Below are 14,231 nucleotides of genomic sequence, written 5' to 3' on the forward strand. Positions count from 1 at the left end.
TCCGGCACGCGGCAATGGCAGGCATCGGCAGATGCCGTGACACCTGCGCGTTCAAGGCCACGGACGGTGTCTGACACCTCCGGAGTCAGACACCCGGACACGGAAAAAGGCGCTCGGCCTTGCCCCGGTGTCTGACACCCTCGGGTGTCAGACACCACACATCTGATGCACGAATCACGGGTGTCGACCACCATCACCGCCGCACAAACTCCGGATACCGCTCGCAAATCTCGTCCACCTGGCTGAGCGTGCCCGACAAATGCTCCCGCAAGGCCTCCTGCGCGCCCGCCGCATCATGGCGCGCCACAGCGTCCACGATCCGCTGATGGTCACGCAGAATGCGCTCGGCCTTGCCCTCCTCGGGCAAGTGCAGCCTGCGCAGCCGATCCACATGCCCGCTATAGCGCTGCTCCAATTCCCATAAGCCCGCCACGCCCGCGGCCTGGTGCATCTCGCGATGAAACGCCCGGTCGGCGTCCAGGAACGCCTGGTATCGGTCCGCCCCGCGGTTGGCCCGCTGCATATCGATATGCGCGCGCAGCCGCTCGACCAAGGCCGGGTCGTCGCGCTCGGCCAGCATGCGCACTATTTCCAGTTCCAGCGAGCGTCGCAGAAAATGCGCCTGGCGCGCCGCCGCGATATCGATGCGGCTCACCACCGTCGTGTGCTGCGGGAAAATGTCCACCAGCCCCTCGTCGCGCAACTGGATCAACGCATCACGTATCGGCGTCTGGCTCAGGCCGAACGCCTCCGCCAGTTCGGCCCGCGCCAGGGGCGCGCCAGGCTTCAATTCCAGCGACACAATCAATTCGCGCAGTTTCTCGAACACCTGCGGGGCCGCGTGGCGCGAACGGTCCAGGCGCAAGTCAACGGGCAAGCTCAATGTAGGCATAGGCAGAGACAAAGATGAGACCGGGATTGTAACCGCCGCGAGCTCATTGACGTACTAATATATTAGTGTTTTAATTTGCCACACCTTTTGGCGGACACCTTTCCATGCCCCGTTCCTACGAATCCCTGCGCAGCGCCCGCTGGATGGCACATGACGACCTGCGCTCTTTCGGCCATCGCTCGCGCATGATGCAAATGGGCTACGCGCCCGAAGACTGGGCCGGGCGCCCGGTCATTGCCATCATCAACACCTGGTCCGACCTGAACCCCTGCCACAGCCATTTCAGGCAGCGCGTCGATGACGTCAAGCGCGGCGTATTCCAGGCGGGCGGCTTTCCCGTCGAACTGCCCGCCATTTCGGTTTCGGAATCCTTCGTCAAGCCCACCACCATGCTGTACCGCAACTTCCTGGCCATGGAAACCGAAGAGCTGCTGCGCAGCCATCCGGTAGATGGCGCGGTGCTGATGGGCGGATGCGACAAGACCACACCCGGGCTGCTCATGGGCGCGGCCAGCGCCAACCTGCCCTGCATCTATCTGCCCGCCGGCCCCATGCTGCGCGGCAACTGGAAAGGCAAGGTCCTGGGTTCCGGTTCCGACGCCTGGAAACTGTGGGACGAACGCCGCGCCGGCAACATCACCAGGCAGGAATGGACGGAAGTCGAAGGCGGCATCGCGCGCAGCTACGGCACCTGCATGACCATGGGCACGGCCAGCACCATGACGGCCATCGCCGAAGCCATCGGCATGACGCTGCCCGGCGCATCATCCATCCCGGCCGCCGACGTCAACCATATGCGCATGTCGGCCGAATGCGGCCGACGCGTGGTCGACATGGTGTGGGAAGACCTCACGCCGCAGAAGATCCTGACCCATGCGTCCTTCAAGAACGCGATCAATGTGGCCATGGCCATGGGCTGCTCGACCAACGCCATCGTGCACCTGGTCGCCATGTCGCGCCGTGCCGGCTGCGCCGTGGGGCTGGACGACTTCGATGCCGCCAGCCGCAAGGTGCCGGTCATCGCCAACATCCGGCCCAGCGGCGACACCTACCTGATGGAAGACTTCTACTACGCCGGCGGCCTGCCCGGCCTGATGTCGCGCCTGGCCGACGGCCACCTGGACCTGTCGGCCCGCACCGTCACAGGCCGCACGCTGGGCGAGAACATCGCGGGCGCGGCGGTGTACAACGATGACGTCATCCGCACGCTGGACAACGCCATCTACCAGGAAGGCGCGCTGGCCGTGCTCAAGGGCAACCTGGCGCCGGACGGCTGCGTCATCAAGCCCAGCGCATGTGCGCCGCAGTACTTGCAGCATACCGGCCCCGCCCTGGTGTTCGACGACTACCCCAGCATGAAAGCCGCGGTAGACGACGAGAACCTGGACGTCACGGCCGACCATATCCTGGTGCTGCGCAATGCCGGCCCGCAAGGCGGCCCCGGCATGCCCGAATGGGGCATGCTGCCGATCCCGGCCAAGCTGGTAAAGCAGGGCGTGCGCGACATGCTGCGCCTGTCCGACGCGCGCATGAGCGGCACCAGCTACGGCGCATGCATCCTGCACGCGGCGCCCGAGGCCTATATAGGCGGCCCGCTGGCGCTGGTGCGCACCGGCGACCTCATCACCGTAGACGTGCCCGCGCGCCACATCCACCTGAATATCAGCGACGCCGAACTGCAGGCGCGCCGCGCGGCCTGGACACCGCCCCCCAGGCGCTACGAGCGCGGCTATGGCTGGATGTACTCGCAGCACATCCTGCAGGCCAACGACGGATGCGACTTCGATTTCCTTGAAACCGGCTTCGGCGCCCCCGTGGCCGAACCCGACATTTTCTGACCGGGCCTGCCTGGCCCGACCGACACGAGACCCACGATTGCCATGACTGCCCTGTCCGAAGAAACCCGCGCCCGCCTGTCGGCCGTAAGCACCGCGACCCTGTGCACGGCGCTGTTCAAGCGCGGCCTGCGCAACCAGTTCATCCAGGACGTACATCCGCTGGCCTCTGGCCTGCCCAACATGGTGGGGCCTGCCTACACTTTGCGCTACATCCCGGCGCGCGAAGACCTGAACCCCATCCAGGTATTCGAAGACCCCCGGCATCCGCAGCGCGTCGCCATCGAGGCCTGCCCCGCCGGCGCCGTGCTGGTCATGGACAGCCGCAAGGACGCCCGCGCCGCATCGGCGGGGTCCATCCTGGTGACGCGGCTGATGAAGCGCGGCGTGGCCGGCGTGGTTACCGATGGCGGTTTCCGCGACTCGCCTGAAATCGCGCGGCTGGGCATTCCGGCCTACCACCAGCGTCCGTCAGCGCCCACCAACCTTACCCTGCACCAGGCCATGGACCTGAACGTGCCTATCGGCTGCGGCGACGTGGCCGTGTTTCCGGGCGACATCATCGTGGGCGATGCCGAAGGCGTGGTGGTGATCCCCGCGCACCTGGCCGACGATATCGCGCGCGAAGCCGAAGAGATGACGGCTTTCGAAGATTTCGTTACCGCGGAAGTCCAGGCGGGCCGCAGCATCGTCGGCCTATACCCGCCCACCGACCCGGCAACTCGCGAGCGCTACGCGGCCTGGCGCGCGCAACACGGGCGCTGACCGCGCCGCCCCCGGCCCAAACGCTTTCACCAACAACTACGGAGACAACTCATGAACCCAATCCGACGACGCGGCACGGCACTGATCGTGGCCGCCGCCACGCTGGCATCGTGCTGGCTTGCCGCTCACGCGGCCGAATGGCCGGCCGCCAAACCCATTTCGTATGTCGTGCCCTTTACCGTGGGCGGCTCCACCGACGTAGTGGGCCGGCTGCTGGCGCAGAAGCTGGGCGATCGCCTGCAGCAGAGCGTCGTCGTCGAGAACAAGCCCGGCGCGGCGGGCGCCATCGGCGCAACGTATGTCGCCAAGGCGCCGGCCGACGGCTACACCCTGTTCGGCGGCACCATCAGCACGCACGCCATCAATGCCAGCCTGTACAAGAACCTGCGCTACGACCCGGTAAAGGATTTCGAGCCCGTATCGCTGGTGGCGACCTTGCCCAATGTGCTGCTGGTCGATCCCAACCTCGGCGTCAATTCCGTGGCCGAGCTCATCGACCTGTTAAAGCGCGAGCCGGCCAAACGCACCTTTGCCTCGTCCGGCCCGGGCACGTCCACACACCTGGCCGGCGAACTGTTCGCCGACACGATAGGCGTGCCTCTTACGCACGTGCCCTACAAGGGCACGCCGCCCGCCATGGTCGATGTATCGTCGGGCGCGGTTACCTTCATGTTCGACCAGATGACGGCCGCGCTGCCCCTGCTGCAAAACGGCAGGCTCAAGCTGCTGGCGGTCACCACGCCCAGGCGCATTGCGCTGGCGCCCGATACGCCCACCATGGAAGAAGCCGGGGTGCCCGGCTTCCAGATGGCGTCGTGGCAGGCCGTCTATGCGCCCAAGGGCACGCCCAAAGCCGTGGTCGACCGGCTGTCTCAGGAAATCTCGGCCATTCTCAAAGAACCCGACGTACAGGAAAAACTGGGCAAGACCATGGGCATGGAGCTGGTCGGCAGTACGCCCGAGGCCTTGCGCGACCTGATGGCCAGCGAAATTCCGCGGTGGGCCGAAGTGGTTGAAAAATCCGGCGCCACGGTCGATTGATCGCCCCTGCTGGCGGGCGCGCCCGGCGATCTCAAGCCGGGAACCCCGCCAAAGCGGTGACACCGCCCGGCGCGGGCGTGCGGGCGATGTTCATGATCCAGCAGATGCAGGCGAAATAGCCGATGAGCGCCCCGATCTCTATCACGCCCTGCTCGCCCCAGCGCTCGAGCGCCGCGTCATACGTCAAGTCGCTGACGCCGTGCCGGTGCAACAGCTCAACGGTGAATGCCCAGGCTTGCGCTTCTTCGTCCGTCATGGAGCGCGGCCGCGCGCCCTGCGCCAGGGCCTTCAGTGTTGCTTCCGATACGCCCGCCTTGATCGCCAGCGGATAGTGGGTCGCCCATTCGAACTGGTTGCCCAGCTCGCGCGCAACAATACACATGACAAACTCGTTGACGTTGCCCGGCAGTGTCGACTCAAAACGCAAGTACTCTCCGACACTGGCCAGGCGCTCAAGCAGAACCGGGCTGCGCATCAACGGAATAAAAGGCCCCTTCACGCCTTTCCTGGGCCCGGCAATCAGCGCTTGCGCAGCGGCGCGCTGTGCATCGTTCATGCTGTCCTGGGGCGGCAAAGGCAAACGCTCGGTAGTGTCCGGGCCGAACCCCTGATGTATAGCGGCATTCATTCCTTTCTCCTGATGATGCGGTCTTCGTGGTGAGTGAAAACAAGCAGGCCGCTACTGACCAGCAAGGCGGCAGCGGCAAGCCATAGTGCAGCGTTGAACGGCCATCCCGCGCCCATCAACGCATTCGCAATGAGCGGCCCGGCGAGTTGCCCGACGGCAAACGCGGCGGTCATGGCTGCCAGCCATTCACGCGCCCTGGGTCCAAGCCTGTGACGCACTTCCTGCAGGCCGAGTAAGGTGATCAGCATGAAGGTGCCGCCCACGCACAGCGCAGCCAGTGCAAGCCCGAACAGGCCGGGAACCAGTATGGGCAGCAATACCCCCGCGGCCATGATCAGTTGGGCGGCAGCCCATGCGTGCTTGCGCGGCCAGCGCGCAAGCACGGTGACGGCCAGCGTCGACAGCGCCGCCGCCAGGCCGAATATGGGCCAGACCCAGCCGAACAGCGCCGGGTCGTCCAACAGCGCGCGCGCCTGCGAGGGCAAGTAGGTAGCCGGCAAAATGTAGCCAAAGCCGAACAGGCCATAGCACAGCACCAGCCGCCACGCGCCCCTTGCATTTCCGCTGGCGGGATGAGCATGCGGGGCCGCGCCCGCTTCGGTGGCCACCGCGGGCTGACCGCCCGACCACACGAACGACACGCCTGCCAGCGCGAGCACGGCCAGCGCCATCCAGAGACCCGTCGAGCGCATTCCCGCCAGAAGACCGGCGTGACACACCAGGCCCGCCAGGGCGATGCCAGCCCCCACGCCCGCAAACACGACGCCATCCAGCCGGGCGCCGTCAAGCTCCGCCAGCCGGGCAAGCACCACGGACGCCGTTCCCACGAGCACCCAGGCGCTGGCGGCCCCCGCGATAAAGCGCATTGCCAGCCACCACACCAATGGGCCGGAAACCGCCATCGCCGCCGTGCCGGCAACGACCAGCGCCAGCCCCCATCGCATCAAGCGCGCGGCGCACGCCCCACTGCGGCCCGCCAGTACGGCGCCGACGAGATAGCCAAGATAGTTGGCGCCCGCCAGCCACCCCGCGGCATGCAGCGACAGCCCCAAGTCCGCCTGCATGACAGGCAGCTGCGGGGTAAACGCGAACCGGCCGATGCCCATTGCAACGGCCAGCGCGACGAGTCCGCGCAGGGCGATGCCCTGTTTGCTGGATGGGGTTGCCGGTGACGTGGCCATGCGTCATTCTTGCTCCGCATAATATTCTTGTATATTGAATATTTAAGAATTACGGTTCTTGAAATGAGAAAGTTCGACCTGGAAGATCTGGCCATCGTGCGCGCCGTCGTCACGCACGGCGGTGTCACGCGCGCCGCCAAGGCGCTGCACCGCGTGCCTTCCAACGTCACCACTCGCATCAAGCAGCTTGAAGCGCGCCTGGACGTCCACCTGTTCGCGCGACGCGGGCGCAACCTGGTGCCGACAGAAGAAGGCCGCCTGTTGACCAGCTATGCCGACCGGCTGCTTCGGCTGGCGCATGAAGCAGAATCGGCGCTGGTAGAAGGCCGGCTCCTGGGCACATTGCGACTGGGCTCGCTCGAAAGCACGGCGGGCACTCGCCTGCCCCATCTCCTGACGCGCTACAACCACGAAAACCCGGCCGTGCGCATCGAGCTCGTCACAGGAACCACCGGCGCGTTGATCGGCAGGCTTACGCGCCACGATGTCGAGGCCGCCTTTGTCTCCGAGCCTTTCCATGCGCCGGGCCTGCTCTCTCAACCGGTATTTGAAGAAGAGCTGGTGCTGATCACCGCGCGGCACATCCGTTCATTGAACGGCATCGGCGACACGAAGCGCGTCACCCTGATTGCATTTGCCAGGGGGTGCTCATACCGCCGGATATTCGAACAATGGCAAGGCGAACGTGGAATCATCACCCCTGGTGTACTGGAGTTCACGTCCTATCCCGCCATCGTGGCCTGCGTCGCGGCCGGCACGGGGGTGGCAATCGTGCCGCGCTCTGTCCTTGCCGGCCTGAAGTCGGCCGCATCGGTGCGCGCGCACGCATTGCCTGAACATCTGGCACACAGCCGTACGCATCTGCTCTGGCACGAAGGGCAGGAATCCCCGGCGTTGCGCAGCCTGCGCGATCTGTTGGCTGCGCACCAGGCGGGCAGTTAGCCGTTTTGCCGCCCCAGGCGCCCGGCCCTGCTAGACGTAGCGGGCGCGGTATTCCACCGGCGACATGCCGCAATATTTGCTGAAGATCTCCCGGAACGCCTTGCTGTCGCTGTAGCCCACGTCGTACATCACTTCGGCCACGGTCTTGCGCGAGCTTTCGAGCTGCTTCTTGGCCGCTTCGACGCGGATGCGCTGCAGGTATTCCACGATGCTGTTGCCGGTGGCCTGCCGGAAGCGGCGCTCCAGGGTGCGGCGGCCCAGTGCATGGCGTCGCGCCAGGCCCTCCACGGTAAGCCGTTCGGCATAGCGCGACTCGATGTGCTGCTGCACGGCCCGTACGGTGTCGTCGGCATGCTCCTTCTGCCCCACAAACACCGCGAACGGCAGCTGGCTTTGCCGGCTCCAGTCAAGCTGGAAGAACTTGGCGCACCAGATCGCCGTATCGCGGTCGGTGTATTTCTCGACCAGGTGCAGCACCAGGTGCGCCGCCGAAAAAGCGCCGCCGCTCGTATACAGGCCGCGCTCGGCGATGACGACACGGTCGCACACCCAGCGCACCGCCGGAAACCATTGCGCATACGATGCCTGCGCGGCCCAGTGCACCACCGCCTGCCGGCCGTCGAGCAGGCCGGCCGCCGCCGCAAGCGCGGCGCCCAGGCACAGGCATGCCAGCTCGCCGCCATTCTTGTAGTACTGCGCCAGCCAGTCGATAAGCGGGCCGTTGCGGGCCACCGCGTCGGGCGCCGGCCCCTGCAGCGGCGGCACGATGCAGATGTCCACGGGCCCGGCGTCATCCAGCAGCGCGTCGGCCTGGACGTGGATACGGCCCTGGTCCAGCTGCACCTGGGGCGTCGCGGCCAGGATGCGCACCGCAAAGCGCGGCGCGCGGCCCTGCGACTGCAGATACTGGTTGGCCACCAGGAAGCCCTGGCGCGCGTTCTCCAGCGACGCGATGTTGGCCCCCAGCGGCAGCAGGAAAGCAATGTTTTTCATGTGTGCAGCATACCCCCGGCCGCTGTCGCAATCCACCCGCTAGATTGTCGCAATTCCCCATGCGCAGCGGGCAAAATTATCGCTACAGTGGCGCTTCGGCCTCGCGCGCCGACATCCCAACCAAGGAGCATTGCCATGAGCGAACAATACGTAGACGGCTTCCTGCTTGCCGTTCCCCAAGACAAGCTGGACGCGTACCGCGCCATGGCCACGACGGCAGGCGCCGTGTGGAAGGAACACGGCGCGCTCGACTACCGCGAATGCGTCGCCGACGACCTGAACACCGACCCGCAGTTTGCATCGTTCACGCAGGCCGCCCGCGCCAACGACGATGAAGTCGTGATCTTTGCCTGGATCCTGTATCCGTCCCGGGCCGACCGCGACCGCATCAACGCTGCAGTCATGGCCGACCCGCGCCTGCAATGTTGCGAAGGCGTGTTCGATACCCAACGCATGGCATGGGGCGGTTTCCGCACGCTGGTGCACGCCTGAGGCGCGCCCGATGCATGCCGCGTCAGCGCTGCTGGGCCGCCGCGTCCGCCAGGCGGTCCAGCACCTGCCGGAAGCGGCCGTCTCGCTCGGCCCAGCGCAACACGCGGGCGCGTTCCACCACGATCTCGTCGGGGGTGGGCTGCTGGCCGAACAGCGCCATGACTTCGTCAATGAACAGATCCAGCGGCATATAGCCTTCGCGCACCGACTGCCCAGGCGTCAGCTCCGTCTGCACCGCGGGCGGAATCAGTTCCACCACCTTTACCCGGCCTTTCAACTGCTCGCGCAGCGACACACTGTAAGAATGGACGGCCGCTTTGGTGGCGCTGTATACGGCCGCATCCGGACGCGGTACAAAACCAAGCCCCGACGATACATTCACCACCGCCGGATTCGGCCGCGCCTTCAGATGTTCGATCAGCGCATTGGTCAGGCGGATCGGGCCCAGCAGATTGGTGGCAACCTGCGCCTGGGCATCGGCCAGGTCGCCCGCCGCCCCCGGATTATCGAAGCGCATGATGCCCGCGTTATTGACCAGGATGTTCAATTGCGGATGCTCGCGCACCACCTGCCGTGCAAACGCATCGATTGCCTGGGGGTCGGTGACGTCCAGCTCGGCCGCGTACATGTTCTGGCGCCCCGAGATCACTTCTTGCAGCGGCTGCAGCCGGCGTCCGGCCACGATGACGGTGTTGCCCAGGTCATTGAAGCGCAAGGCAAGCTCGCGTCCTATGCCGGACCCGCCACCGGTGATCAGTATGGTGTTGCCGCTCGCATGCATGGTCGGCTGGCCCGCGCGCGCAGTGGCGCGGGCTTTTTCGACTGCATAGCCGGCCTCGGGCAGTGCGACGGCGCACATCGCCGTGGCCGCAAACAACGTGCGGCGCAGCCATCGGGATATCCCGCTCGAAAAAGACAGCGTTTCAGTTGGCATCACAGAGCTCCTGTCAGGGTTGCACGTCGGTCACGACGTGGGGGCCGGCGTCCTGGCTCAGGCGGCCGGCGGCCGCTCCTCGAGCGCCTGCTCCCGGCGCCCGAGAAAAAAACCGCACAGCCCCCAGCACACCGCCAGCACGGCGCCGAAAATCATGGCCGCCGCGGGGCTGTCGCTCACCACGTCAATGGCGCGCTTGATCCAGCCGCTGACGGCATCCCCGCCGCGGTAAACCACTGTGTCGATAAAGTTCTTCGCCTTGTATTTCTGCTCGGCCGGCACCACCGCGTACAGCATCTCGCGGCCCGGGCGCACGAGCGCGTATTCGCCTACCCGGCGGATGACCATCACGACGACAAACACCGCGAACAGCGGGGCGATGGCCAGGGCGATAAATCCCACGGCCATGGCAACCGGCACCGATACCAGCAGCACGCCCACGCCCAGGCGCCTGGCCAGCCGCCCCGTGATGAACGCCTGAATGAACAGCGACAAGGCCTGCACGGCCGCGTCAATCGCCCCGAAAACCTGGGTCTGCGTCGTGCGGTCCGGAAAATACTCGGCCACCAGGCGCGCCTGCTCGAAGTACAGGAACGTGTTGATGCTTGCCAGCAGCAGCACAAACGCCGTAATGCCCAACAGATACGGCGAGCGCAGCGTCTCGGTCGCGCCCGCAAAGGGGTTGCCCCCCAGCGGCTTGCGCCGCGCCGCCTCGTCTTGCCCGGCGGCCATGGCCGGGTGCGCATCGCGCCAGCGGTGCAGCCACGCCGCGGCCGCCGCGCTGCCCAGCAACAGCGCGGCCGACATCGCCAGCAGCCCCGCGTGGCCCAGGGGGCCTACCAGTACCGCGCCCAATATGGGCCCGGCCAGCCCGCCTATGCTGGCGCCGCTGGCGATCAGCGCAAAGGTGCGTCGCGCCTGGCCGGGCACGAGCACGTCGGCCAGCACACTCCACGCCAGCGAAATCGCAAACAGATTGAACACCGACAGCCAGATGTAGAAAGCGCGCGCGATCCAGATGTCCTGCGGCGCGGCCTGCAGGCCGGCGGCGAACCCTCCAAGCACCAGCGCGCAGCCGCCATACAGCCAGGGCAGCAGGGTGCGGCGCGGCAATCTCGAAGCCAGCCACCCGAACACCGGCAGCACGACCAGCGTGGCGACGAAGGTGGCGGTAAACAGCCACTGCAGATTGCGAACGCCGCCTGCCACGCCCATGGTCTCGCGCACCGGCCGCAGCATGAAATAAGACGTGAACAGCAAAAAGAACATCAGCAGCCCGGCCACCACGGCGGGCACTTCCCGCTGTTCTACATTGAACAGTCTTGCCATGGCGCCGGGTCTCGGCGGGCTGGACGAAACAGGCATGAGATTGCATCCAGGAAGGTGATGTCGTGCAGAATAAGTAGGTCACATACTTTTGGGAAGTAGGCACCGAAAAGTGCCGTAGTTACCTGGAAGAAACTATTGCGGCAGCACCGGGTACGGCCGCGCTTGACCAAACCCGCATCCGGGCACAGCATGCACAGACGCCGCCGCATCCAGGCCATACCGCCCCGTTAATACCGCCCCGCAAGAGAGCAAGCATGTCCATCGACGTCGCCAGGCACAAAGAAGTCCAGCGCAAGCTGCAACGCGAAAAAAAACCCGATCCGCGCGTGCAGGCGCTGGTCAACGAGGTCATCGCACGGGTGGCAGACAAATGGACGATGATCATCCTCGACGTGCTCGCCGAGCACGGCGCGCTGCGCTTTACCCAGCTGTCCCGGCTCGTGGGCGGCATCAGCCAGAAAATGCTGACCCAGACGCTGCGCGAAATGGAGCGCGAAGGCCTGGTCATCCGCACGGCATATCCGGTGATCCCGCCGAAGGTCGAATACCACCTGACGGACCTCGGCCTCAGCCTGGGCGACGCGTTCTGCGGCGTCTGGGAATGGGCCCAGCAAAACCTGGACACGATCGAACGGGCGCGCACCGAGTTCGACCGGCGCGCTGCCTGAAAGGCGGCTGTTTCCCGATGGCATCAAAATAACCGGCCTGGGCCTGTCGATCCGGGCCCGCGCCAATCGTCGTAGGTTCAACGGGCCACCATCCCGGCCCACTCTACCGGAGCTCAACATGACCCAAGTAAAGCCCATTCCCGACGGCATGCATTCGCTGACTCCCCACCTGATGTGCGAAGGCGCGGCGCAGGCCATCGACTTCTATGTGCGCGCATTCAACGCGGTGGAGCTCGCCCGCCTGCCCGGCCCGGACGGCCGCATCATGCATGCCTGCCTGCGCATCGGCGATTCGACGCTCATGCTGGCCGACGCCTTTCCCGAATGCGGGGGCGCGGGCCCCAAGGCGCTGCAGGGCTCGCCCGTCTACCTCCACTTGTATGTCGAAGACGTGGACGCGGCAATGGCCCAGGCACAGGCGGCCGGCGCCACCATCACCATGCCCGCGGCCGACATGTTCTGGGGCGACCGCTATGGCCAGCTGACCGACCCGTTAGGGCACAAGTGGTCGATCGCCACGCACAAGCAGGACCTCACGCCTGAACAGGTGCAGCAAAACATGCAGGCCGCGTTCGCCCAGGAAGACGGCCACGGCTGCAAACCCGACGCACCCTAGGCTTGGCCGGCGGCGGCCGCCCCCGCGCCCCGGCCGCACCGATGCAAGGGCCGGCGCTCGGGGCCGGCCCTTGTTCGACGTCAACCCCTGCGTCGTCCATATCTTGCACCCCCGGTCTTCCGCACCTAAGGTGTTTGATCATCCATCCGCCGGACACCCCGCCCATGCTTGCAGCCGACCGCCCCCAGACCCGGGGCGAAGAAATCGCCAACAGTGTCAGTCACGGCATGGGCGCGCTCGGCGCCATGCTGGCCGCTCCCCTGCTCATTGTCGTGGCGGCACGCCGCGGCGATGCCGCCCTGGTGGCCGCGGCCGCCATCTTCGCGGCCAGCATGTGCCTGCTGTACCTGGCTTCCACGCTGTACCACGCGCTGCCGCGCGGCCGCGCCAAGCGGCTCTTCAACGTGCTGGACCATTCGGCCATCTACCTGCTGATCGCCGGCACCTATACCCCCTTTGCGCTGGGGCCGCTGCGCGGCCCGTGGGGCTGGACCCTGCTGGGCCTGGTGTGGGGGCTGGCGGCCATGGGCGTGGCGCTCAAGGCCAGCCGCCGCCTGGACCGCCCCGCCCTTTCCATCGGGCTGTACCTGGCCATGGGCTGGCTGGTGGCGATCGCCGTCGATCCCGTGTTGCGGCACGTGCCGCCCGGCGGATTATGGCTGCTGCTGGCGGGCGGGCTGGCCTATACCGGCGGGGTCGTGTTTTTTGTGTTCGATTCGCGTTGGCGCTACGCCCATTTTGTGTGGCACCTGTTCGTGCTGGCGGGCACGGCGTGCCATTTTCTTGCCGCATTGTGGTACGCGGTGCCCCCGGCCGCCTGACGGCCCGTCAGCCACGGTCCGGCGCAAACGGGTAACGCCGCACCTGGCCGCCGCCGGCCACAATGGCCGTCGATTCGGGCACTTCTTCCCATGCCCCCGGCAGCTCGACCAGCGGCTCCGACAACAACAGGTAAGCGTCGTCATCCAGGGCCGCGATGCGCGGCTCGTCGGGATACAGGTGCTTCAGGTGACGCACATCCGTGCTGTGAAAGAGCGAACGCGAGTTGCGCTCGCTCGAATAGCGCACCGCCACCAGATGCTTGCCATCCAGCGCGCATACCGTCATGTTCAGCGGATGCTCGACCCCGTGCCGGTACCCCGCTTCTTCCACCACCGCGGCCATGCGCTGCAGCGCCGTCACCGGCTCGGACTCCAGCCCCAGGGTAAGCGCCAGCAGAAACATCACTTCCGAATCCGTCGATCCTTCCAGCGAAGCAAAGTAGCGCGGCGCGATCTGCATCATCAGTTCGCGCCGCAGCACGGGGTAGTTGCGGATCAACCCGTTATGCACGAACAGCCATCGGCCGTGGCGAAACGGGTGGCAATTCGTTTCCTGGGCCGGCGTATCGGTCGCCGCGCGGATATGCGCGACGAACAGCGGCGCGTGGATGGCGCGCGCCGCCTCGCGCAGGTTGCGGTCGTTCCAGGCCGGGTGCACGCTGCGATAGCGAAACGGCGGCTCGGCGGGGTCGTGGCTGTACCAGCCCACGCCAAAGCCGTCGCCGTTGGTGGTGGTGGCGCCCAGCCGCGAATGCAGGCTCTGGTCGATCAGCGAATGCTTCGCCTTGAAGAGCACGGTTTCGAGCTGCATCGCGTTTCCGGTATAGGCCAGCCAGCGGCACATGGGCGGCTCCTGCAGAGTAAGAACAATATATAACTATTTTTTCGTAGGAATCGGCCCGCCTGCGACCGATTGACATATGGGCCGGCTTTGCCGATGATGACACACAGCCGCCAGCATAATGGCATGCGGCGGCGGGTGCACGGCTGCCCTTGGGCGTGCTGCACCGAAGGGGCGCGCAGGCGGCGGCTTTGCATGCGGCCAGGCTGGTATCCATCATAAAGAAACCGCGCCTGCCCCGGCAGCGCGCGGC

General features: G+C 66.2%; 15 protein-coding genes. 8 read left to right on the plus strand and 7 right to left on the minus strand.

The window, feature by feature from the left end:
- Nucleotides 1-193: 193 nt before the first annotated feature.
- Nucleotides 194-892: a GntR family transcriptional regulator gene (locus CAL18_RS11250; RefSeq protein WP_026639051.1), complete on the minus strand. Its 699-nt coding sequence runs from the start codon at nt 890-892 to the stop codon at nt 194-196.
- 104 nt (nt 893-996) lie between these two features.
- Between CAL18_RS11250 and araD the strand changes: the two genes are divergently transcribed.
- The 3 genes from araD to CAL18_RS11265 are packed head-to-tail and all read left to right on the plus strand — an operon-like array spanning nt 997 to nt 4,533.
- On the plus strand, nt 997-2,730 hold the full coding sequence (gene araD, locus CAL18_RS11255) for an L-arabinonate dehydratase (RefSeq protein ID WP_026639052.1): 1,734 nt from the start codon (nt 997-999) through the stop codon (nt 2,728-2,730).
- 42 nt (nt 2,731-2,772) lie between these two features.
- Complete coding sequence (locus CAL18_RS11260) at nt 2,773-3,492, plus strand: ribonuclease activity regulator RraA (RefSeq protein ID WP_419670178.1); 720 nt, start codon at nt 2,773-2,775, stop codon at nt 3,490-3,492.
- Nucleotides 3,493-3,543: 51 nt separating this feature from the next.
- Nucleotides 3,544-4,533 (plus strand): Bug family tripartite tricarboxylate transporter substrate binding protein, encoded by a 990-nt coding sequence (locus tag CAL18_RS11265; RefSeq protein WP_094817866.1) that lies wholly within the window; start codon nt 3,544-3,546, stop codon nt 4,531-4,533.
- Nucleotides 4,534-4,564: 31 nt separating this feature from the next.
- Here the strand turns inward: CAL18_RS11265 and CAL18_RS11270 are convergent, their stop codons facing one another.
- A complete protein-coding gene (locus CAL18_RS11270; protein ID WP_026639055.1) occupies nt 4,565-5,161 on the minus strand; it encodes a carboxymuconolactone decarboxylase family protein in 597 nt (198 codons plus the stop codon).
- A complete protein-coding gene (locus CAL18_RS11275; protein WP_094817867.1) occupies nt 5,158-6,342 on the minus strand; it encodes a YbfB/YjiJ family MFS transporter in 1,185 nt (394 codons plus the stop codon). Before CAL18_RS11275 ends, CAL18_RS11270 begins: the two co-directional genes overlap by 4 nt.
- 63 nt (nt 6,343-6,405) lie before the next feature.
- On the opposite strand from CAL18_RS11275, the gene CAL18_RS11280 reads away from it, so the two are divergent.
- Nucleotides 6,406-7,284, plus strand: coding sequence for a LysR substrate-binding domain-containing protein (locus tag CAL18_RS11280; RefSeq protein WP_094796835.1), 879 nt, complete (start codon nt 6,406-6,408; stop codon nt 7,282-7,284).
- A gap of 30 nt (nt 7,285-7,314) precedes the next feature.
- Here the strand turns inward: CAL18_RS11280 and CAL18_RS11285 are convergent, their stop codons facing one another.
- Entirely contained in the window at nt 7,315-8,277 is a 963-nt protein-coding gene (locus CAL18_RS11285; RefSeq protein ID WP_026639057.1) for a GlxA family transcriptional regulator, read from the minus strand.
- Between the two features lie 135 nt (nt 8,278-8,412).
- Here CAL18_RS11285 and CAL18_RS11290 point away from each other — a divergent pair, with 135 nt between their 5' ends.
- Nucleotides 8,413-8,769, plus strand: a complete 357-nt coding sequence (locus CAL18_RS11290) for a DUF1428 domain-containing protein (RefSeq protein ID WP_026639058.1) — start codon at nt 8,413-8,415, stop codon at nt 8,767-8,769.
- A gap of 22 nt (nt 8,770-8,791) precedes the next feature.
- On the opposite strand, the gene CAL18_RS11295 is transcribed toward CAL18_RS11290, so the two are convergent.
- Both CAL18_RS11295 and CAL18_RS11300 read right to left on the minus strand, forming a co-directional pair.
- Nucleotides 8,792-9,703: an SDR family oxidoreductase gene (locus CAL18_RS11295; RefSeq protein WP_231494550.1), complete on the minus strand. Its 912-nt coding sequence runs from the start codon at nt 9,701-9,703 to the stop codon at nt 8,792-8,794.
- 57 nt (nt 9,704-9,760) lie between these two features.
- Nucleotides 9,761-11,032 carry an NTP/NDP exchange transporter gene (locus CAL18_RS11300; protein WP_026639060.1) on the minus strand — a complete coding sequence of 424 codons (1,272 nt, stop codon included), beginning with the start codon at nt 11,030-11,032 and terminating at the stop codon, nt 9,761-9,763.
- Between the two features lie 254 nt (nt 11,033-11,286).
- Between CAL18_RS11300 and CAL18_RS11305 the strand changes: the two genes are divergently transcribed.
- The 3 genes from CAL18_RS11305 to trhA all read left to right on the plus strand — a co-directional run bounded on the left by CAL18_RS11305 (nt 11,287) and on the right by trhA (nt 13,137).
- Nucleotides 11,287-11,700 (plus strand): winged helix-turn-helix transcriptional regulator, encoded by a 414-nt coding sequence (locus tag CAL18_RS11305; RefSeq protein ID WP_026639061.1) that lies wholly within the window; start codon nt 11,287-11,289, stop codon nt 11,698-11,700.
- Between the two features lie 118 nt (nt 11,701-11,818).
- A complete protein-coding gene (locus tag CAL18_RS11310; RefSeq protein WP_038852186.1) occupies nt 11,819-12,316 on the plus strand; it encodes a VOC family protein in 498 nt (165 codons plus the stop codon).
- Nucleotides 12,317-12,480: 164 nt separating this feature from the next.
- Nucleotides 12,481-13,137: a PAQR family membrane homeostasis protein TrhA gene (gene trhA, locus CAL18_RS11315; RefSeq protein ID WP_026639062.1), complete on the plus strand. Its 657-nt coding sequence runs from the start codon at nt 12,481-12,483 to the stop codon at nt 13,135-13,137.
- 7 nt (nt 13,138-13,144) lie between these two features.
- On the opposite strand, the gene CAL18_RS11320 is transcribed toward trhA, so the two are convergent.
- On the minus strand, nt 13,145-13,981 hold the full coding sequence (locus CAL18_RS11320) for a class II glutamine amidotransferase (protein ID WP_026639063.1): 837 nt from the start codon (nt 13,979-13,981) through the stop codon (nt 13,145-13,147).
- Between the last annotated feature and the right edge of the window lie 250 nt (nt 13,982-14,231).

Source organism: Bordetella genomosp. 7 (genome assembly GCF_002261415.1).
Classification (GTDB): Bacteria; Pseudomonadota; Gammaproteobacteria; order Burkholderiales; family Burkholderiaceae_B; genus Bordetella_A.